This is a genomic window from Bacillus benzoevorans, from assembly GCF_014207535.1.
In the GTDB taxonomy this organism is placed as follows: domain Bacteria; phylum Bacillota; class Bacilli; order Bacillales; family Cytobacillaceae; genus Bacillus_BD; species Bacillus_BD benzoevorans.
Window position 1 is genome coordinate 136,798 of the sequence record NZ_JACHGK010000007.1, and the last position, 21,212, is coordinate 158,009.

A 21,212-nucleotide genomic window follows, 5' to 3' on the forward strand; every position below is an offset into this window, starting at 1 on the left:
AAAGGACCTTTTATTAAGGTCCTGAGCTAGGTTTACTTTTTCTTATTTTTCCCTAAAATAAAAATGGGTTCCAATTCTCTGTCCTCATACAAAAAGGATAATGCTGTAATCGGAACACGACCTGAAGCAAAGAAGCTCATCGTTAATTGGGCAAGAATATCATAGCCTGTATTATTTTCAATATCCGCAATAATCAGAACATCCTGGTGCGGCACAGCGACCGCCATTGTTCCCTTTATTTTCTGCTTCATTTCTTTTAAAAAGGATTCATTTAATATCCGGCTCGCATCATAGCCGTCATTTTGATTGAGAAAATAAAAGGTGTTGCCAGCCACACGATCAGTCTTCATTTCCGTTGAAAGAGAGCGAACATTAAACAAAGCCATCTCTTTCATGCGGTTTCGATCCCATTGTTCCTTCTCAAGTAATTTTTCATCAATCAGACGATAGGTTGTACCAAGGTCAAGAGCATAATAAATCCTCGTTTCCGCAGTATGATCATCATAGATAAAAGGAATATCCTCGTTAGATGAAACAGGAAAGGATGTCGATCGAATAACAGGGAAAATATGCTTCTCTTTCCCAATTAATTCATGATCTGTTTCCATTGCCTGCAGGCCCTCTTCGACAAAGTATACTACTTCATCAATCGCTTTTTCTTTTTGCTCCTGCCATTTGACGATAATACCAGGCAATGAAATCGTAATCCCTTTTCCTGTTTCCGTATGTTCAATCCTTAGGGTATCCTTTTTGCGATCATATTCAAATTTACGCTTTGGATGAGCAAGCCTTTGCTGCAGCTCGTTCCTCATTTTCATACTATCCATATTCATCTTTACTCCATTCTTTTTCCTTGCGGGGGCTTACACATTCCCATGAATGCTATTTAGTGTTGTTTGATCAGATGCCTTCACTAATTTAATCAGCAATTCTTTCGCCGCTAGATAATCATCTACGTGGATAATGCTTGCTGATGTGTGAATATAACGGGAACAAATCCCAATTACCGTACTTGGAATACCTTCATTGGCGACATGTACCTTTCCTGCATCCGTACCGCCGCGGGAAACAAAATATTGATAAGGGATCTTGTACTGCTCAGCTGTATCGAGGACAAATTCTCTCATTCCGCGGTGTGTGACCATTGTTGGATCATAAATTCTTAATAATGTGCCTTTTCCAAGCTGTCCGAACTCCTCTTTATTTCCTGCCGCATCATTAGCTGCACTGGCATCAAGGGCAAAATAAAGATCAGGCTTAATTAAATTGGCTGCTGTTTGCGCACCTCTTAAACCGACCTCCTCCTGAACGGTAGCACCGGAATAAAGAATATTCGGCAGACGTTCCCCTTGCAGTTCTTCAAGCAGTTCAAGAGCCAGACCGCAGCCATAGCGATTATCCCATGCCTTAGCCATGATTTTCTTGCTGTTCGCCATTGGCGTGAACGGACAAACCGGTACGATCATCTGCCCAGGTTTAATCCCAATCTTCTTCGCGTCCTCTTTATCATCAGCGCCGATATCAATCATCATATTCTTGATTTCCATTGGCTTACTGCGCTGGGATTCCTCCAGAAGATGAGGCGGTGTTGAGCTGATGACACCCGGTACCGGTCCATTTTGCGTCATAATTTCCACCCGCTGTGCCAGAAGAACCTGGCTCCACCAGCCGCCGATGGTTTGAAAACGGATCATTCCGTTATCCGTAATGGCCGTTACCATAAAACCAACCTCATCCATATGACCAGCCACCATAACTTTAGGTCCCTGTTCTACTCCTCTTCTCACTCCGAAAATACTCCCTAGTTTGTCCTGGATAATTTCATCACTGTACTTGCTTAACTGTTCGCGCATATATTTGCGAACGGCATGTTCATTGCCTGAAATAGCTGGAAGCTCTGTCAACGTTTTAAACATCTGCAGTGTTTTTTCGTTCATAAAAGAAAAACTCCTTTTGTCTACGTCATAAGTCCTTATCCTTTATTCTATAGATTTTTCTAGTGTCTTACCACTTTTAGCCGGTAAAAGAAAATGAAGCTGCAGCCGATCTTGTCTAAAAATTTAAGCTTTAAAGCACTTTCTGTTAGTATGATAAGAAGGACAAGTATTTATTTTTCAAAAAGGGGGAGTACACTTGAATTGGAAAACCTTTCTTATCGGTATCGGCACCGGAGCGGCTGCCGGCATTGCGTTGCGCGAAATAATGGTAAGAAACAAATCGGTCTCAGCCGAAACAGCATTAGCCAATGCAAAAGCGGCTTTTAAAAAGCACGGACCCATACAGGGTTCTTGGATTCAAATGGAAAAACAGCCATATACAAAGTCTTTCCTGGAATATGAAGTTTATATGGGCGGCATTTCCCGCAAAGAAGACAATCAAACTGTTCAATATGAATTTATTGCCGATAGTAAAACCGGTGCGATACTCGATGCTTATTTGCTTACATGAATAAAAATCCCCATGCGGGGATTTTTATTTCCGTTCTAATGCAGCGGTCAGTGTTCCTTCCAAATCCCATTTCACTGCACGATAATATGCATCATGGTAAAAAGTAAACCATGCCTTCTTTTCCACTCCATACTGCATCCATTTCTGCTTTGCCGCAATCGAATTCATTGGATAATCGTCATAGGCCATGACCCATAAAACGTTTTGATGGGCATGCGTCGGCATAATGTCAGCCATATGAACAACCGTTTCTTCGCCATCTTCCACAACTAAAATGGAGTGTCCATCACTATGCCCGCCGGTATGAATCAGTTTAATTCCTCTCCATGACCATTCATTCGTAAAAGTTTCTACCTGATCCGCTATGCCTTCCCAGTTTTCCTTCCAGTATGTACTTTTCGAACGGATATTGGGATTTCTCATTTCATTCCATTCAATCGCGGATACAATAATTTTCGCATTGGGAAAAACACTTATATAGTTCTCCCCATTGTATTTGGTCAATCCACAGGCATGATCAAAATGCAAATGCGTCATCAAGACATAATCAATATCTTTTGTTGTCAGTCCGTTCTCCTGAAGTGACTCTTCCAGTCTGGATTCTTTCGTGACGCCAAAATTACGTTTTTGTTTCTCTGTTAACTTGCCCTTTCCGATCCCCGATTCTACCAAGATATTTTTTCCGTCCATTTGCATTAAAATCGGATCTGTTGGACATTCAATTTGGTTTTTTTCATTACAAGGGTACCTTTTCTCCCATAATGGCTTGGGCACAACACCAAACATTGCCCCGCCATCCAAATTGGTCACACCGCCATCCAGCCATGTGAAGCGAATGTTCGGCAATGGCAAAATATCCATATTCATCCCTCCTCTTTCTGTCCATTTTACCACTTTTCCAGTATTGTTTAAAAATTCCGAATTCATAATTATAAAAAACTCTTTGGCAGGCACCCAAAGAGTCAGTTTTTTCTATTTTCTAAATTGTACTTCACAGCGATAAATACGGTTTCCTTTTTCGGAAAACTTTTCTTCATATTCTGTCATGATATTGCCTTCAAAGTCGCTCTTATGCAAGTCCAGACTGATATATTTCAGCAACATCCCATAAGCGGAGAAGCTGGTAAGAGAATATTCAAACAAGCCCTGATTATCCGTTTTGAAATGTACCTCACCTTGAGGAGGCAAAATTTCCTCATAGAGGTTTAAGAAACTTTTATAAGTTAAACGTCGTTTTTCATGTCTTGTTTTCGGCCATGGATCGGAAAAGTTTAAATAAACACGCTCCACTTCGCCTTTAGCAAAAATCTTTGGCAGATCAACTGCATTTACATTCAATAATTTCACATTTGGAAGCTCCGCTTCAATTAAACGATCAAGTGCAGAAACGACGACACTTTGCTGCAATTCAAGCCCCAAATAATTGATCTCTGGATTAGCTCTAGCCATTTCTGTTACAAAACGGCCTTTTCCCGTTCCTATCTCGATATGCAAGGGCTGATTTTTTTCAAAGACTGTACTCCATTTCCCTTTATGCTGCTCAGGAAGAGCAACGACATATTGCGGATATTGTTCAATCTTTTCCTTTGCCCATGGTTTATTTCGCAAACGCATATTGACACCCCTAAAAAAATTTTCATCCAACTGCAGCATACACCTATTATGATCATTTCACACCACAAATTCATTCTTCCCCTTATGAATAAATTAAAAAAGAACTCACAAAATAAGTTGTGAATTCTCCCTTATCAAGTTTTAAGGAGATAGAGCAGAAAGGGTGTAAATAATGCCGCTTCAGTATAATGATCAAGTAAATATACTAAAAGATATATTAATGAATCACCAAACAGATTGCTGTGGCTCTGTATCTGAATGTGAACAAATGGAACGATTGATTAAATCATTATTAACCAATGCAAACATTGATCAAAGCAATAAATCTGTTCTCGAACAAATCTATTCCTATAGTCAAAATGGAAAAAACTCGGCTAATCTCGATCAGCATATCGAATCACACCAGCAGCAACTGTCTCAATGGGTGGATCATATGGATCAGTTTTCATAAAGTGAGATAAAGCGGCAGGCAATGAAGCCATTTGTTCACTTCGTCAAGCCGGCCTTTATCTTTACTCCGCTGAACGGTGTACAGCGTTTCTCTAATCACATACCACTTCATTCTTAGAAACAGACTGTCATTCAGTTCAACGCCGTAAAGATGGAGCCATTTTCCCCAATCTTCACGCGGAATGTACCAGTAAAGCAGTTCACCGATATCAATCGCCGGGTCCCCTACGACGGCACCATCCCAGTCGATCAAATACAACTGGTTGTTTTCGCCAAGCAGCCAGTTGTTATGATTCACATCGCAGTGACAGACAACCTTATCCTCATAATGAACACGATTAATATTTTTTTCAAGAAACCGAAGTGAGTCTTGAACATTTTTATGCAGCAAAACTTCAGCATCCAGCTCTGATAATAAGGTTTGAAGCGCATAGCTTACCTTTAAAGGTGTTTTCCCCAGGCGCTTTAACATACTTAATAATACATCAGATGTATGAATTTTTTTCAACAGCCTAGCGACTTTTACTGAATTCATTTCTGCAGGCTGCAGTTCTCTTCCATTCAGCCATTGCTGTGCGGTAAAAACATCACCGGTTTCCAGTCTTTTTGTCCATACGAGTTTGGGGACAATTCCTTCTGCAGACAGGCTCGCCAGAAATGGAGAAGTATTCCGTTTAAGAAAATATTTGTTTTCTTCATGTTGTGCAAAAAAGGCTTCCCCGGTTGCCCCACCTGCGGGAACAATCTCCCAATCATGTCCAAAAAAGCTTTCCAATGTTGTTCACCTGCATTAATTCCATAGAATAAAAAAGATAGCTATTGAACGATAATATTTTACAATAGCCATCTTGTAAATTTTAGCTCCACAACACGCAACCGTCAAGACTATCCGGAATAATTTCTCATTGATTTTGTTTCATTCGTAATGATGACATAGGTACTTAATGGCTTCATTGTGATTTTCTCTTCAACAGACCACTGGCTTGGGACCGTTCCACTCAGGCAATGATCCGCCAGAATATGCCATTTTCCTTTAGGCAGCTTCACTTCCTCCGCTGATTTTAACGGATTAACCAAAACAACTATCGACTGCCAAGGGCCATATTCTTTTACATCTTCAAGAATCCATGCCAAAATGGGTCTTTGTACAGGCAAAAACTTCATATACTTTCGGATAAGCTCCGCAGAGGGAAAGCGAAAAGCCCGATGCGCTTTTCGCATCTTAATAATTCCCTTGATGTATTCAACATCGTCCTGATAGATGATTTTTCGGTTCCAATCCAGCTGGTTGATTTCTGTTGCTGAACGATAACTGTTTCCATCCCCATTTTTCGTTCGAAAGAATTCCTGACCGCTGTGAAGAAAAGGAATTCCTTGAGAGAGAAGGACTAACACCGTTGTAAGCCTGTGATACCTTCTGCGCGTTTCTTTGTCTTCATCCGCCAGGCATACGGCATATTTATCCCATAAGGTATGATTATCATGTGCCTCGACATAATTAACACTTTGTCCGGGCTGCCCAAACAAGCCGAATCCAGTCGTTTCCAGGCCGATGCTGCCCGAAATCACTTGTTTGGCCATTTCGTAATAATGGACGTTTCCAAGTGCATATCCTTTATCATATAGATTAAACGTGTTCCCTTTCAAACAATCACGAAAAGCATCATTAAACTGCCCGATTCCAGGAAGACTTTTTTGATTCCGCATATTTGCTAATTTTTCCGGAGACAATGGAGTATTCAAATCCCAGCCTTCGCCAATGATGATGACAGAAGGATCTGTTTCATCCACTGCCATCCTCACTTCCTGCATCGTTTCAACATCTAAAATCCCCATTAAATCAAAACGAAATCCGTCTACATGATATTCATTCAGCCAAAAAAGGACAGAATCGACGATGAATTTTCGCACCATTTTCCTTTCGGAGGCAATATCATTCCCGACTCCCGTTCCATTTGCAGGCATTCCGAATGTGTCGTGGCGGAAATAATAACCTGGTACAATTTTTTCAAAAGAAGAGGTTTCCCGAACATAAACATGGTTATAAACCACATCAAGGATGACTCTTAACCCGTTTTGATGGATGCTGTTAATGAGGATCTTCAGCTCCTGAATTCGTTTATAAGGATCTCTAGGATCAAGGCTGTAGCTCCCATCTGGAACATTAAAATGAATGGGATTGTACCCCCAATTGTATTCGATTTTCTCCCCGCATTCGTCCACTCCGGCAAAATCATTTATAGGGAGTATTTCCAAATGGGTTATCCCTAAGTTTTTCACATAAGAGAGACAGGTCTCTTTTCCGTCAGTGCCTTTCGTGTCCATTTCTGCTGCCCCTATATAAGTCCCTTTTGCTAAAACGCCGCTGTCCGGATGAATCGTAAAATCACGAAGATGTGTTTCATATATGATACTGTCTACGCTGTGTTCTAGCGGGGGCGGAGGACTGATTGGAAGTCTCGTTTTAGCCAGATCAACAATAACCCCTTCCGTTCCATTTGCGGTTGCGGCAGTTGCATAAGGATCTACTGCTTCCTTCCAGCTTAAATTGACACATACTAAATAGGTGTAGCAAAAATATTCAAGATTCCCATGGATGGTGACGCTCCAAACCCCTTTATCCCCTCGTTGCATCGTGTATCGGGTTTCATCGCCGGATGGAGAACGGAGCTTGAGTTTTACTTCTGATGCCGTTGGAGCCCAGAGCTTAAATGCCGACTCATTCCGGCTGTATTCAACCCCCAGGCTGCCGCTGTAGTAAAATAAATCATCAAATTCTGCTGTTCTTGTTATGGCACCGATCTGTAAATCTGATTTTCTTTTGGCTGAATCCAAGACCCAGTATTGTCTGCCTATTTCTATATCCTCCTGAAGGATGCATACGTATTTAATAAACTCTTGAAAATAAATCTTCTCCACAATGTTAAGCGGGATCTCTTCGTCAGCGGTTATAAGGGTAAAAGAGTCCCGGTCATTCCATTGATTAGGAACAGGAATAATCATTGTGATTGACCTTATCTCATCCAGGTATGCATGAAACGGTCTTTCGAAAGCCGTTATTTCCATTTATCCCCTTAGCTCCCTTCTTAGAAAATCATGAACGGGGCGTATAAACTGTATCTCTTTAAACATCCGCTGGCAGAGTTGCTGGTTTAGCAGAGAGAACGTTATTCCTCAGTGTTTTCTTCCCACTCCTGTCGTTTTATCGAAATCGTCTGACAAAATTCCAGTAAAGCTTTTGCTGCTTTTAATTGTGTCGACTTTAACGGAGTACGTAAGGAGCGCATGGACTGAAACCAATCATCATATTTGCTTTTGTCAATTAGTTTCAAATCAAATGGAAATGATGAATAATCAATATAACCATTCCTAGACAATAGCACCTTATGAATAGGGAACTCAATCCCATTCAGCTGGAGGATGTTTTTTACGATTTTCTCGGTTCGATTCAGGGCTATATGCGGGTTTAGAACTTTTTTTACCTTTTTGCGGTTTCGTACTTCCCAAAATTTCTCCTTCGAACCAGTAAATACGGAGAGTTCTTGATCTTCAATGAATGTTATACACCATATATCTGTCGGACCAATTAAAATACACTCCCCTTCAACAGGTGCCCTTTTCAGCAAAAAAACTGGCCGGTACATAAGCAAATACGTATCAGGAAACCTAGTTAAAAAGTATTTAAGACGTTCATCAAATAAATATTTTTTATTTAGGTTCGACTTTTCAGTAAGTGTTGCGGCCGCCCATTTTAATTGAAAGTTAAATAAATGATTGAGAAAGAGATGCTTTAATTCCTCAATCGTTTCCGGGCGTTGAAAAAAGGGAGGGAATTCAGAAAACTCCTCTTTCTCCCCTTCATCTGGATGATCCGATACAGATTCATCTGCTGCGGCGGTATCTCCCCCGCCTTCTTGTTTCCGCCAAAATAGAGTTTTGATTTTCCTCAAGAATGCCCGTTTTTTTTCCTCTTCCCACTCATTCTTTTCTTGTGCGGGCTGAGTTAAAATGACTAGTTCTGTTGAACTCCGCCAAATTTCCTGCCACTTTTCCCACTGCTGTTTCTTTAGCATCACAAAACGGGATGGATAATGAAATATATTCTGTTCATACCGCGATGTATAATTCTGTAATTTAATTAACTGGGCCATTTCCGATTCCCCCGCTTAACAACATTGGCATTTTACAGCCTCGTTAACTGCTTCTAATAGTTTATTCATCTATTTAGTAAAAGGTTTGTAACCGTTTCATATTTCGGTGCACTCCCCATTTTAGTCCGATATAAAACCACTTCATTCACGCTAAAAGGGATTTCATCCTTAAACGGGTTATGTTCCGCAAGCCACTGTCTTTCAAAGCTTTCTCCGCTCCAGTTCCGGGCCAGTGTAATATGCGGCGTAAACGGTCTCTTGTCAAGTTTAAAGCCCGCTTGCAGGCATGCTTTAAAGACAAGCGTTTGCAGTTGAAATAAACGCTCCTCTCTTGCCATACCACCCCAAAAAATGCGGGGGTTATCCCCTCTGCCAAAAACACCTATATGATTTATAGCTAACGGAAACGACGTTTCATCCCTGATAGCTTGTCCAATTATCTCTGCAGAAACATCAAGCTGCTGTGGCTCGGCATATCCGAGAAAGGCTAGGGTAATGTGGTAATCATCCTCATGTACCCAGCGTTTAAATTGAAAATCACTTTGTTTCGGCCCCAGCCTGGCATGAATAGCATGTTTCGCTTCATCCGGCAGCCGTGCCGCCCAAAAATAATGAGATTTTGTTTCCATTACACACCTCTGTCCTGGTTCTCGCTCATTCAGGCTTACATTTTGCTTAAAGCAGCTATGCTGATAGGGTGAAATAAACGATCGTTATTTAGCCAACTCGTAGATCGCTTGGGCATAAATCGCTGTGGCCTTCAGTAAATCCTCAATATAGATATACTCATCTTTTTGATGGGCAATATCTTCTCTGTCTGGGAATAACGGTCCAAAAGCCACACCGCTCTCTAGTGACCTTGCATAGGTGCCCCCGCCAATTGCCAAGAGTTCTGCCTTTTCACCTGTTTGTTCTTCATAGACCTTCTTTAGCGTTTGGATTAAAATATGGTCCTCGTCAACATGATGCGGCTTAGAATCAGAGAAATTGCTGATGGTATAATTCAAGTTTTTTTCCTCGATAAATGCTTCCAATCTTTCCTTCGTTTCTTCTATATTATGCGTTACGGGATAGCGCAGATTGATGCCAAACCTTCCCCCCGCCACAGGCTCATATGATAATTTACCGACATTAATCGTTAGTTCTCCGGATATATCATCAGAATAGGCGATTCCCAGTCCTTTTCCTCTTGAATCGTGATAGAAATAATTGGCTGCAAAAGTGAAAAAGTTTTGCGCCTTTGCGTCTGGTTTATTTTCATTAATAAATTGCGCTAAATATAAGCCGGCGTTTTTTCCATTTTCAGGCTCCATCCCATGGGCAGATATTCCTTTCAGTTCCAGAATTAAATCTCCATTGTCCACATGATAGTCACCCTGCAAACCGTTCTTCGCGATAAACTCTTCAAATTTTTGCACTAGTTCAGACTGGGCCTCGGCCACATGCAGCACGGCGTTAGCATAATCCGGGACCATATTGTATCTTCTTCCTGATTGAAAACACAATACTTCCAATTTCTCTGCACTTGGCATTTCTTCACTTGCTCCCTCAGGAGTATGCGTCACTAGGTCGAAATCTGCGATCCCTTTTTCGGCATAAATAATCGGAAAATCGGCATCCGGCGCAAATCCGATCGACGGCATTTCCTCGTGTTTAAAATAGTGCGTTACACAGCGCCATCCACTTTCTTCATCTGTTCCAATAATCATCCTGACTCTCTTTTGCAGCGGCAGCCCTAATTCCTTTACTATTTTCATCGCGAAATAGGCTCCCATAGTAGGACCTTTATCATCAATGGCACCTCTGGCAAAGATTTTCCCCTCACGAATTTCTGCAGCAAATGGATCACTTGACCAGCCGTCTCCCTCTGGGACAACATCAACATGGCATAAAATTCCGACAAGCTCATCCCCCTGTCCAAATTCTATGTGACCAGCTAAATGATCGACATTTTTCGTGATGAATCCATCCTTTTCTCCTAATGCCAGCATATAATTCAGCGCTTCCTTTACCCCAAGTCCAAGAGGTGCATCCGCTGAAATGTTCTCTTCATCTAATACACTTTTAATTTGCAGCAGCCTTTTCGTTTCATTTATTAACTCTTCTTTTCTTTTGCTTACTTCTTCAAACCAATTAGGCTGTTCCATCTTTAACACTCCTATGCAAACATTCTCACACCCTCATAATGGCACGCTCGCGCCGCTGAAGTATGATTTTGTCAGTAATATAATATTCGTTATTAATTCCATAATACCACTATTTACCTATTACTCAAATGTGTCCTTTTAACCTTTACTTATTATATCAATCACATATTTCATTATATCGTTAAGGTGAAATGAACAATTTTGCGAAGAATTTGTGAAAAACCATCATATTCGGCGACTATCTCACATAAGGTGAAATAGGCAGTAAAGTTAATTAATATTTTGTAAATTCCACGTTTATAGTGGAAAGTTTATGTTATTATGGATATTATATAAATAAAGATATGACTAAATAGTCATAAGTTGTATGAAAAGGGGTTGTCCGGGGAAAAGAAGCTAAAATTTTCGAAGATTAATTTCTTCACTAAAACGTCGGATGCAGGAATTTGTCATAGGTTTGAAAAAAGGATAGGGAGTGGTTTATTGAAACCTTCAACTAACCGGATGTTAAACCGTATCAAATCCATCTACATGTTTATTAGTAAGAAAGGAACTGTAACAACTCAAGAGCTTGTAGAGGAATTTGGCATCACGCCTCGTACAATACAAAGAGATTTGAATGTTTTAGCGTATAACGACCTAGTGATTAGTCCGAGTCGTGGAAAATGGACAACAACTAAAAAGAGAGTAAAAAGGACATCGTAAAAAACCTCAGCGTTTGCACAGAACGCGAAAGCCGCCTTTTATCCTGGGCGACTTTTTTTGTTCCACAGCTTTCACGGAAGTTCCTTTAATTGATTTACTTCTTCCTCTGTTAACTCGCGGTATTCACCTAACTCAAGATTTTCATCCAATTGCAGCGGTCCCATTGAAATTCTTTGTAAATAAATGACTCGCTTCCCGACTGCCTCAAACATTCTTTTCACTTGGTGAAACTTTCCTTCCGTTATCGTCAATTCAATATCTGAAGTGATACCAGACTTTAAAATCTTCAATTCTCCCGGTTTTGTTACATAACCATCATCTAAGGTTACTCCTAATCGAAATGCAGCAACATCGTCTTCCGTTACTTCCTGATCAATAACAGCAAAATACGTTTTCGGAACATGTTTCTTTGGCGATAAAAGCCGGTGGGCTAATTGCCCATCATTGGTCAAAAGTAACAGTCCCTCTGTATCTTTGTCAAGCCTGCCCACGGGAAAGGGAGAAAAAATCACATCCTCCGGTTCCAGCAGGTCGATCACTGTCTCATCATACCCATCTTCCGTGGCTGAAATGACACCGGGAGGTTTATTCATCAGCAAATAGATATATTCTTTATACTCAATGACCTCACCATATAAGGTAACATGATCTGCGTTCGGATCCACCTGCTCCTTTGCATCCTTTACGACTCTCTCATTGATAGTAACGGCCCCATCTTTTAAAAGTTTTTTTACTTCTTTCCTGCTTCCGTATCCTAAATTCGCCAGCATTTTATCGATCCGCAAAGTGATCCCTCCTTTTTATTTTCAGCCCTTCTAGGCTATTATCCATTACCAAATGAATCATCATCCATAGAATGTTATCATGCAGGCTAAATCACCAGACCTATAGTCCATTTAGTTTGCTGTTTCTTATTTTTGGCATGGCCGGTTCCCTTCAATTGTGCTGTGCTGTTAAATACAAATACAATAAAGAGGAGATGTCAGTAACAATGGATTATTATCAGCAAATACCTTTTCATCAATTTCCACAGCAAGAACCTGCTGTAGATTACCGCCAGCAAGGACAATTCTTTCCAGGAGGCGGGGGCGGATTCAATCAGCAAATCAATCGTCTGGAACGTCAAATTGAAAGATTAGACCGCCGCATGGATCAATTAGAACGCCGTATAGACAGAATTGAAAGAAGGCTTGGTTTCCGTCCAGACGTATATCACCAAGAAGGATATTAATAATTAAAAGAGGATGACTTTTCAAGGTTTGGCCCCCACAATGTTCCGCGGGGTCCTGCCCCTTAAGTCACCCTCTTTATTTAGAGCCTTAAATGTAATTTTTTCTTCAGCCTGTCCACTTTGTCCCCAAATAAGAGATTGACGAGTTTTGACCGCAGCCCTAAATAGCTATAGATCAGCAAACCAACTAAAGCACAAACTAGGATGATGATGAGAGACTCCCAAACAGACTCAGTCGTTAAAAACAAAGTGAAAATTTGATAAACTGCTCCGGCTCCTAAAAACATCAACAGGGAGAAAATACCGATTAATAACGTTCTGCGCCAAACTAATTTATAATTATATTGAGCATAAATTTTAATGACAACCAAATTGATGAGTATGGCTGCCCCATATCCAAGAGCTGTTGCTAAAATAGCCCCCTTTGTTTCCATCAATTTGATTAAAGGAATATTTAGACTTAATTTAATTAAAAGCCCGACAAGCAGACTTAATATCGTGAATCTCTGTTCATTAATTCCCTGCATAATAGCTGCTGTTACAGAATACAAAGCAAACAGAATCGCAACCGGGGAGTAAGCCCTTAATACTTCCGTGCCGGATAAATCATGACCGTAAAATGCCGTATAAATCGGTTCAGCCAAAAGGGACATCCCAACAACAGCAGGGACAGTCAGGAACAGCAGGACTTGAAAGGTCTGATTTAACATTTTGTACATCCCTTTAAAATCCTGTTCTATGTAAGACTTTGTAATATTTGGAACTAACGTTAAGGAAAAAGCTGTTGCTAATGAAACCGGAATAATGACCAATTTATGAGAATAAAAGTTCAATGCACTGAAGGCAAAATCCGATTCTTTAGCCAGACCAATTTCAACCATGGCACGATTAAATGTAATCTGGTCAATAAACTGAAACAATGGATTGGCAATACCGACAAAAACAAAGGGTGCGGCATATAGCAGAATTTCTTTATACATATCTCTTAGTGAAATATCAGCCGTTCCCTTGTCCTCTAACAGCAGCTCATCTAAATAAGGCTTTCGTTTATACCAATACCAAAAAAGGACTAGCAGACTGCCGATCGCCCCTATAAATGCGGCAAAAGTTGCCAAACTGACAGCTGTTGCCATTTCACCATGAAAAATATGTAAAACAACATAGGCCCCGGCCAAAAGAAAAACAATCCGGACAATTTGTTCTACAACCTGTGAGACAGCAGAGGGTCCCATCGATTGATGACCCTGAAAAAATCCTCTTATTAAACTCATAAACGGGACTACGATTAAAGCAAAGCTGACAGCACGTGTTACTGTTATGACATCCGCTTTGCTAGTCGTTTGATCATTATCACGGATAATCAAATCCGCTAATAACGGTGCCGAGGCATAAAGAATAAGGAACGAGACTATCCCGGTAGTCAGCATGACCACTAATCCTGATTTAAACAATTTCCGGCCGACGGCATATTCTTCCAGGGCATTGTATTTCGAAATAAACTTAGAAATAGCCAGCGGAATCCCTGCAGTTGCAATACTAATAAAAATCGTATATGGTACATACGAATATTGATACAAAGTTGTCCCTTTCTGACCAACAATCGCATCAAAAGGAATGACATAAAACAATCCCAGTACTTTAGAAATGAGCGTACCTAATGTTAAAATAAATGTACCTCTTAATAGCTTTGACGACATAAACCCGTTTCTCCTTATCCATCAGGAATGGACTGTTCCTGAACTAGAAAAATAAAAAGCCGAACAATAGTTAATTGTAACCCTTCTTGTTTTAATAGAGAAGAGATACATTGATGTTTTTTCTAAAAAACGCAGAAATGAAGGCTCATTTCCAAAGGGCCCTCAGAGAATTTTAATATAAATATGAAAGGTGTCAAAATATGTATGATGTTATCGTGATTGGCGGCGGCTCATCCGGGCTGATGGCTGCCATCTCAGCAGGTGAAAAATCGCAAAAGGTTCTTCTGATCGAAAAAGGAGACAAGCTTGGACGCAAACTGGGGATTTCAGGCGGCGGACGCTGCAATGTGACCAACCGCCTCCCAATTGATGAAATAATTAAACATATTCCTGGAAATGGACGATTTCTATACAGTGCTTTTGCCCTGTTCAACAACGAAGATATCATTTCCTTTTTTGAAAAACTCGGAGTTCCCTTAAAAGAAGAGGATCATGGACGGATGTTTCCTGTCAGTAATAGTTCCCAGTCCGTTATTAATGCCCTGTTAAAAAGAATTTCTGAGCTTCATATCACAGTTAAACAGAATGCCCCTGTTAAAACCATTGATTTTCATCCTGGCAATGAGAAAACTGTCCGGCTTCAGAGCGGGGAAAGCTATAAAACAAAGGCTGTTATCATCGCTGTTGGAGGAAAATCTGTGCCCCAGACAGGATCGACTGGTGATGGCTATTCATGGGCAAAAAAGTGCGGGCACACCATTACTGAATTATTTCCAACTGAAGTACCTGTCCTATCGAATGAGCCCTTCATTAAAGAAAAGAAACTTCAGGGGATCTCCCTGCGTAATGTTGCTTTAAGCGTATTAAATGCAAAGGGAAGAGCGATTGTCACCCACCAAATGGATATGATCTTTACCCATTTTGGCATTAGCGGCCCGGCAGTACTCAGATGCAGCCAATTTATCGTAAAAGAATTGCGGAAATCGCCTGCTCAGGAGGTACAAGTCAGCCTTGATGTATTTCCAAATAAAAATGAACAACAGTTATCCCAGGAATTGACGAAACTGCTAAAAGACGAACCAAAAAAGAGTTTAAAAAATATTCTGAAAGGCTTCCTTCCTGAGCGATATGCGCTGTTTTTGCTCGAAAAAAACGGCATTGATCCAACGATGCAGGCTTCCTCCCTTTCAAACGAAAAGCTGAGAAATTTTGTGGAAAGCTGTAAAAAGCTCCGTTTTGCCGTTCATGGAACGCTTTCGCTCGAAAAAGCATTTGTCACTGGCGGAGGCATTTCCATAAAAGAAGTTGAACCGAAAACGATGTCCTCAAAAATGATGCCCGGGTTATATTTTTGCGGGGAAATTCTTGATATTCACGGTTATACAGGCGGATATAATATAACAGCTGCATTTGTTACAGGGCGGCTCGCCGGACTGAATGCTGCACAATACGCAAAAATAAATTAATTTATTGGCAAGGCTGCACTTTTCCCAAAAAGATAGAGCCTGGAATCAGGCTCTATAAATAATCATAGCTGTAAAGCAATAAATCTGCTCTTCTTCTTCCTCTTCAGGCATGGCTGCTACATTATATTTAATGTCTACTAATTTTTGTTCATCCAAACGCTCTAAAAAACGATTCATTTCAAATTCTAAATCTTTTTCATGTTCCTGATCAAATAACTTAACCTGGATCATGCTGCTTTCCCCTCACTTAATTTTCTACTTATTATTGTCATATTTTTCAAATAATATCCATTTACACAAATTGTTTTCGTAATTATCTTTTTAATATAATTATTATAATTATATTAAAAAAATAAAAACATCAAAGTTCTTTAATTACTAGTAGACTAAAATCAGATTATCATGTACAATATTTCAGAATATTCCTATATACCTTGGAGAAACTTAGGAATACAATGTCTCCGTAATCTCAAAATGAAACGAGACTAAATATTATTATAAAATAATAGGAGGGAAAGAAATGAGGAAAAGAAAACTAAATGCCATCTTTATGTCATTGATGCTTTCTGCAGGTCTTTTAGCAGCATGCGGCACAAAAGATGATTCTGCTGCAGGCGGTAAAGCGGATGGCGACACAATTAAAGTTGGGGTAAACCTTGAATTGTCAGGGAATGTTGCCTCATACGGCTCGGCTATTAATGATGGGATTAAGCTGGCTGTTGATGAGATTAATAAAGAGGGTATCGACGGGAAAAAGATTAAACTTATCACTGTTGATAACAAGTCAGATGCTGCTGAATCAACAAATGCCGCACTTAAGTTAATCAGCCAGGATCAGGTATCTGTCATTCTTGGAGCATCTGTAACGGCGAACTCTATGGCTCAAGTACAACTTGCTCAAGAAAACAAAATTCCGGTTATTGCTCCCCCATCTACTGCACCAGAACTGACTTACAAAGACGGAAAATTAAATGACTTTATTTTCAGAACTTGTTTTATTGACCCTTATCAAGGGAAAATTGGTGCAGAATACGCAACAAAAGATTTAGGTCTTAAAAATGCTGCTATTCTTGTCGACAATTCCAGTGACTATTCACTTGGTCTTACGAAAGCTTTCAAGGACACCTTAAGCAAAAACGGCGGAAAAGTAGTTGCTCAAGAAGCTTACATGGCAAAGGATACAGACTTCCGTTCTATTTTAACGAATATTAAAGCGAAAAATCCTGAATTCATTTATGTTCCAGGATATTACGAAGAAGTTGGTTTAATTTTAAAACAAGCTAAAGAAATTGGACTTAATGTTCCATTTGTCGGCGGTGATGGATTAGCTTCTCCAACACTTGTTGATATTGCTGGTACAGACGCTGTTAACAACGTTTATTTTACAAATCACTACTCATCTTCAGACACAGCTGAAATCGTACAAAATTTTGTAAAAGCATTTGAAGCAAAATACAAGAAAACTCCGGATGCATTTAATGCTTTAGGTTACGATACTGGCTACTTGCTTGCAGATGCAATCAAACGTGCCGGCGGCGGTGACCCTGAAAAAATCAAAAAAGCATTAGAGGAAACAGAAGGTTTGTCACTTGTTACTAGTGATAACTTTAAATTTGACAAACAACATAATCCAATAAAATCAGCTGTTATTCTTTCATATGAAAATGGAAAAGAAGTTTTCAAAACAAAGATTAATCCTGAATCATAAAAATAAAACACTAACGAAAGAATTATCATTATTTTACCTTTATGAGGTTGTCACGTTTAATTGTTAGAATATTTAAACCACTTAGAATAGGGGGGCTTCCCCCTATTTCCTATTTCTGTATATTATTTGAATTTTCGGAATTAGATTTTTCTAGGAGAGTGCAAAAATGGAACTTGTACAACAATTAGTTAACGGGATATCGCTAGGCAGTATATATGCACTGATTGCACTCGGCTACACCATGGTTTACGGAATCGTTAAGTTGATTAACTTCGCACATGGCGATGTCTTTATGATTGGTTCCTTTATAGGCTTTTACTCCATCACCATATTAGGTCTTGGATTTTTCCCCTCTCTCATACTCTCAATGGCCGTGTGTGCGATACTAGGAGTTTTGATTGAGAGAATCGCCTATAAACCATTAAGAAATGCAACAAGAATAGCCGCCCTCATTACCGCAATCGGGGTATCCCTTTTTATTGAATATGGAATGGTTTACCTTAGAGGGGCCCAGCCTGTAGCTTACCCTGGTAATTCTCTTCCATCTAAAACTATTGATATTTTCGGTATTGGGATTAATACACAATCCTTATTCATTTTGGGTATTTCAGTCGCACTTATGATTCTCTTACAATTCATCGTGCATAAAACAAAAATCGGTAAAGCCATGCGGGCTGTTTCTTATGATACCGATGCCGCCCAGTTAATGGGTATTAATGTAAACAATACTATTTCTGCTACCTTTGCTATCGGTTCAGCATTAGCAGGAGCAGCCGGAGTTATCTTTGGTATTTACTATATAAAAATTGAACCTTTGATGGGAGTCATTCCCGGCCTAAAGGCATTCATCGCTGCGGTTTTAGGCGGGATCGGAATCATCCCTGGCGCCATGGTTGGCGGTCTGTTACTTGGAATTATCGAATCTATTGTTAGTGCTGCAGGATTTTCTTTATGGCGTGATGCCGTAGCATTCATAGTTCTTATTCTTATTCTCATTTTCCGTCCATCAGGCTTGTTTGGAAAAAACACAAAGGAAAAAGTGTAAGGGAGGCTTAATTCTTATGATGAAACGCAATATGGGTTTTTGGCTTTCGCTTTTGTTATCCTTTGTTGTATTTTTCGTTATACAAACACTTATTACAAACGGACAGCTGAATGCCTTTTACCAAAATATGATTTTTTCTATTTCCATTAATATTATTCTAGCCGTTAGTTTACATCTTATTATTGGAATTACGGGACAGTTTTCTATCGGGCATGCGGGATTTCTTGCTGTAGGTGCATTTGCTTCGGCTATTATAACGATGAAACTAGGTTTACCATTTGGATTAGCCATGCTCGCAAGCGGGTTAGCCGCTGCAGTTGCCGGGTTAATTATCGGTATACCAACACTCCGGCTCCGGGGAGATTATTTAGCTATCGCTACTCTTGGCTTTGGTGAAATTGTTCGGATTGTTTTGTTAAACATTGAATATGTCGGAGGCGCAAGAGGGATGATGGTTACCCATTTGACTACTTGGCCATGGGTATTTTTTGCTTTGTTAGTTACCATCTTAGCGATTAGGAATCTTACCAATTCTACTCATGGGCGCGCGCTCATTTCAGTTAGAGAAGATGAAATTGCAGCAGATGCGATGGGGATCAATACAACCTATTATAAAGTGGCCGCTTTTACAATCGGAGCCTTTTTTGCGGGAATTGCCGGTTCTCTTTATGCACACAATTTCTACGTCATTCAGCCATCAACCTTTGGATTTTTAAAATCCTTTGATATTTTAATATTTGTCGTTCTTGGCGGACTTGGAAGCCTGTCTGGTTCTGTATTAGCAGCCATTCTGCTTACCATCATTTCAACTTTCCTTCAGGATTATCCTGAAACCCGAATGATTATTTATAGTCTTGTACTCATCGTGATGATGATATTCCGCCCGCAAGGACTAATGGGTACAAAAGAAATTACATCATTCTTCAAAAAACGGAAAACGGTGTAAGGGGGGAGCATCATGACAACAAACAATCCGTTGCTTAAAGTAGACCATGCAGGCATCCAATTTGGCGGACTTAAGGCTGTTTCAGATATCAATATGGAAATTAATCCAGGTGAATTAATTGGGCTGATTGGTCCAAACGGTGCCGGTAAAACAACCTTTTTCAACCTCTTGACGGGTGTATATGTTCCAACAGAAGGAAGCATCTCCCTAAATGGCGGGAAATTAAATGGCATGCCTCCTTTTAAAATCACTCGTAAAGGAATCAGCCGGACATTCCAGAATATTCGACTTTTCGGAGAGCTTTCTGTGATTGATAATGTTAAAGTAGCATACCATTCACTGGCAAAACACTCTATGTTTTCATCAGTTTTTCGTCTTCCTAACCATTTTTCAGGCGAAAAAGAGATGGAAGAAAAGGCAATCGAATTCTTAAAAATATTTAACCTGGAAGGCTATAAAGATGACTTAGCAAAAAATCTTCCATATGGACAACAGCGCCGGTTAGAAATTGCCCGTGCCCTTGCAGCGTATCCAAAGCTTCTTTTGCTTGATGAGCCGGCAGCAGGTATGAATCCGCATGAAACAAAGGATTTGATGGAACTAATTTCCTTTATCCGTGAACGCTTTAATTTAACCGTCATCTTAATTGAACACGATATGTCCCTCGTTATGGGGGTTTGTGAACGGATTTATGTTCTTGATCATGGACAATTAATCGCACAAGGTACTCCTAAAGAAATCAGAAATAATCCTAAAGTAATTGAAGCGTATCTTGGCGAGGAGGTAGTCTAATGCTTCACATAAATGAGATTAATGTATATTACGGAAATATCCACGCCTTAAAGGATATTAAGCTTCAGGTAAATCAAGGAGAAATTGTCACCTTAATCGGGGCTAACGGAGCAGGAAAAAGCACGCTGCTAAAAACCATTTCAGGACTGTTAAAGCCTAAAAAAGGCGGAATCACATTTGAAGGTATTACCATTGACGGCAAACCGGCGCAGTGGATTGTGAAACGGGGAATTTCGCAGGTTCCTGAGGGAAGACGTATTTTTGCTAATATGAGTGTTGAGGAAAATCTTGAATTAGGAGCCTATCTTCGCAAGGATAAGGACGGAATAAAACAAGATTATCAAAAGGTATACGATTTATTCCCGCGTTTGTATGAACGCCGCAAGCAGCAATCCGGTACATTATCCGGCGGCGAGCAGCAAATGCTTGCTATGGGCAGAGCATTAATGGCCCGGCCAAAATTACTATTATTGGATGAGCCATCGATGGGTCTTGCCCCCATTTTCGTTAAAACCATCTTCGATATTATTAAAGAAATAAACGCATCAGGAACCACTGTCATGTTAGTGGAACAAAATGCAAATATGGCGCTTTCTATTGCTCATCGTGCATATGTTATCGAGACTGGACGCGTTGTCTTAAGCGGCAGTGCCGAGGAGCTGCGTTCCAGTGAACAAATTAAAGCTGCCTACCTTGGCGGGGGACATGAATGAACAAACAAATCATTCAATCCTTTGGTTATCTAGACAAAGAGACCTTTATCTTCTGATAAGGTCTCTTTTCATTTATCTTATTCGAATAGATTCATTGAA

Annotated in this window: 21 protein-coding genes and 1 pseudogene; 10 read left to right on the top strand and 12 right to left on the bottom strand. The window is 40.1% G+C overall.

Translation table 11 applies throughout. The annotated features are described in order from the left end of the window. Positions 1–32 precede the first annotated feature (32 nt). The gene (locus HNR53_RS11515; RefSeq protein ID WP_184526086.1) at positions 33–827 is read right to left on the bottom strand and encodes a DUF1444 domain-containing protein; all 795 of its coding nucleotides are present in this window, start codon (positions 825–827) and stop codon (positions 33–35) included. Positions 828–863: 36 nt separating this feature from the next. Next, a complete protein-coding gene (locus tag HNR53_RS11520) occupies positions 864–1,937 on the bottom strand; it encodes a M42 family metallopeptidase (RefSeq protein ID WP_184526089.1) in 1,074 nt (357 codons plus the stop codon). 196 nt (positions 1,938–2,133) lie between these two features. On the opposite strand from HNR53_RS11520, the gene HNR53_RS11525 reads away from it, so the two are divergent. Continuing rightward, entirely contained in the window at positions 2,134–2,448 is a 315-nt protein-coding gene (locus HNR53_RS11525) for a PepSY domain-containing protein (RefSeq protein WP_184526091.1), read from the top strand. Positions 2,449–2,472: 24 nt separating this feature from the next. Here the strand turns inward: HNR53_RS11525 and HNR53_RS11530 are convergent, their stop codons facing one another. Both HNR53_RS11530 and trmB read right to left on the bottom strand, forming a co-directional pair. Further along, positions 2,473–3,309, bottom strand: coding sequence for a YtnP family quorum-quenching lactonase (locus tag HNR53_RS11530; protein ID WP_184526093.1), 837 nt, complete (start codon positions 3,307–3,309; stop codon positions 2,473–2,475). A 111-nt stretch (positions 3,310–3,420) separates the two neighbouring features. Further along, on the bottom strand, positions 3,421–4,062 hold the full coding sequence (gene trmB / locus HNR53_RS11535; protein WP_184526095.1) for a tRNA (guanosine(46)-N7)-methyltransferase TrmB: 642 nt from the start codon (positions 4,060–4,062) through the stop codon (positions 3,421–3,423). 172 nt (positions 4,063–4,234) lie between these two features. On the opposite strand from trmB, the gene HNR53_RS11540 reads away from it, so the two are divergent. After that, the gene (locus HNR53_RS11540; protein ID WP_184526097.1) at positions 4,235–4,513 is read left to right on the top strand and encodes a YtzH-like family protein; all 279 of its coding nucleotides are present in this window, start codon (positions 4,235–4,237) and stop codon (positions 4,511–4,513) included. On the opposite strand, the gene HNR53_RS11545 is transcribed toward HNR53_RS11540, so the two are convergent. From HNR53_RS11545 to pepV, 5 genes are all read right to left on the bottom strand, one after another. Beyond that, positions 4,508–5,287: a phosphotransferase family protein gene (locus tag HNR53_RS11545; protein ID WP_184526099.1), complete on the bottom strand. Its 780-nt coding sequence runs from the start codon at positions 5,285–5,287 to the stop codon at positions 4,508–4,510. The genes HNR53_RS11540 and HNR53_RS11545 overlap by 6 nt on opposite strands. Before the next feature lie 110 nt (positions 5,288–5,397). Beyond that, complete coding sequence (pulA, locus tag HNR53_RS11550) at positions 5,398–7,572, bottom strand: type I pullulanase (RefSeq protein WP_184526205.1); 2,175 nt, start codon at positions 7,570–7,572, stop codon at positions 5,398–5,400. Between the two features lie 107 nt (positions 7,573–7,679). Then, positions 7,680–8,663, bottom strand: coding sequence for an NERD domain-containing protein (locus HNR53_RS11555; RefSeq protein WP_184526101.1), 984 nt, complete (start codon positions 8,661–8,663; stop codon positions 7,680–7,682). 65 nt (positions 8,664–8,728) lie between these two features. Beyond that, on the bottom strand, positions 8,729–9,292 hold the full coding sequence (gene thpR / locus HNR53_RS11560) for an RNA 2',3'-cyclic phosphodiesterase (RefSeq protein WP_184526104.1): 564 nt from the start codon (positions 9,290–9,292) through the stop codon (positions 8,729–8,731). 84 nt (positions 9,293–9,376) lie between these two features. Beyond that, positions 9,377–10,810 carry a dipeptidase PepV gene (gene pepV, locus HNR53_RS11565; RefSeq protein WP_184526106.1) on the bottom strand — a complete coding sequence of 478 codons (1,434 nt, stop codon included), beginning with the start codon at positions 10,808–10,810 and terminating at the stop codon, positions 9,377–9,379. A 483-nt stretch (positions 10,811–11,293) separates the two neighbouring features. On the opposite strand from pepV, the gene HNR53_RS11570 reads away from it, so the two are divergent. Beyond that, on the top strand, positions 11,294–11,515 hold the full coding sequence (locus tag HNR53_RS11570; RefSeq protein ID WP_184526108.1) for a DeoR family transcriptional regulator: 222 nt from the start codon (positions 11,294–11,296) through the stop codon (positions 11,513–11,515). A 71-nt stretch (positions 11,516–11,586) separates the two neighbouring features. Here the strand turns inward: HNR53_RS11570 and HNR53_RS11575 are convergent, their stop codons facing one another. Next, entirely contained in the window at positions 11,587–12,300 is a 714-nt protein-coding gene (locus HNR53_RS11575; protein ID WP_184526110.1) for a pseudouridine synthase, read from the bottom strand. Between the two features lie 206 nt (positions 12,301–12,506). Here HNR53_RS11575 and HNR53_RS11580 point away from each other — a divergent pair, with 206 nt between their 5' ends. Further along, complete coding sequence (locus HNR53_RS11580) at positions 12,507–12,746, top strand: hypothetical protein (RefSeq protein ID WP_221452306.1); 240 nt, start codon at positions 12,507–12,509, stop codon at positions 12,744–12,746. A gap of 80 nt (positions 12,747–12,826) precedes the next feature. Here HNR53_RS11580 and HNR53_RS11585 read toward each other — a convergent pair whose 3' ends face one another. Continuing rightward, on the bottom strand, positions 12,827–14,443 hold the full coding sequence (locus HNR53_RS11585; RefSeq protein WP_184526112.1) for a putative polysaccharide biosynthesis protein: 1,617 nt from the start codon (positions 14,441–14,443) through the stop codon (positions 12,827–12,829). Positions 14,444–14,643: 200 nt separating this feature from the next. On the opposite strand from HNR53_RS11585, the gene HNR53_RS11590 reads away from it, so the two are divergent. Beyond that, entirely contained in the window at positions 14,644–15,909 is a 1,266-nt protein-coding gene (locus tag HNR53_RS11590; RefSeq protein WP_184526114.1) for a BaiN/RdsA family NAD(P)/FAD-dependent oxidoreductase, read from the top strand. Positions 15,910–15,954: 45 nt separating this feature from the next. Here the strand turns inward: HNR53_RS11590 and HNR53_RS11595 are convergent, their stop codons facing one another. Then, positions 15,955–16,140, bottom strand: a complete 186-nt coding sequence (locus HNR53_RS11595; protein WP_184526115.1) for a sporulation protein Cse60 — start codon at positions 16,138–16,140, stop codon at positions 15,955–15,957. 289 nt (positions 16,141–16,429) lie between these two features. On the opposite strand from HNR53_RS11595, the gene HNR53_RS11600 reads away from it, so the two are divergent. From HNR53_RS11600 to HNR53_RS11620, 5 genes and pseudogenes are all read left to right on the top strand, one after another. After that, entirely contained in the window at positions 16,430–17,617 is a 1,188-nt protein-coding gene (locus tag HNR53_RS11600; RefSeq protein WP_184526116.1) for an ABC transporter substrate-binding protein, read from the top strand. Positions 17,618–17,783: 166 nt separating this feature from the next. Then, complete coding sequence (locus tag HNR53_RS11605) at positions 17,784–18,662, top strand: branched-chain amino acid ABC transporter permease (RefSeq protein WP_184526117.1); 879 nt, start codon at positions 17,784–17,786, stop codon at positions 18,660–18,662. Between the two features lie 10 nt (positions 18,663–18,672). Further along, a pseudogene (locus HNR53_RS11610) lies at positions 18,673–19,646 on the top strand (branched-chain amino acid ABC transporter permease). Then, complete coding sequence (locus tag HNR53_RS11615; protein WP_184526118.1) at positions 19,621–20,400, top strand: ABC transporter ATP-binding protein; 780 nt, start codon at positions 19,621–19,623, stop codon at positions 20,398–20,400. The pseudogene HNR53_RS11610 and the gene HNR53_RS11615 overlap by 26 nt, the downstream one beginning before the upstream one ends. Next, positions 20,400–21,113 carry an ABC transporter ATP-binding protein gene (locus HNR53_RS11620; RefSeq protein WP_184526119.1) on the top strand — a complete coding sequence of 238 codons (714 nt, stop codon included), beginning with the start codon at positions 20,400–20,402 and terminating at the stop codon, positions 21,111–21,113. The genes HNR53_RS11615 and HNR53_RS11620 overlap by 1 nt, the downstream gene beginning before the upstream one ends. The last annotated feature ends 99 nt before the right edge of the window (positions 21,114–21,212 follow it).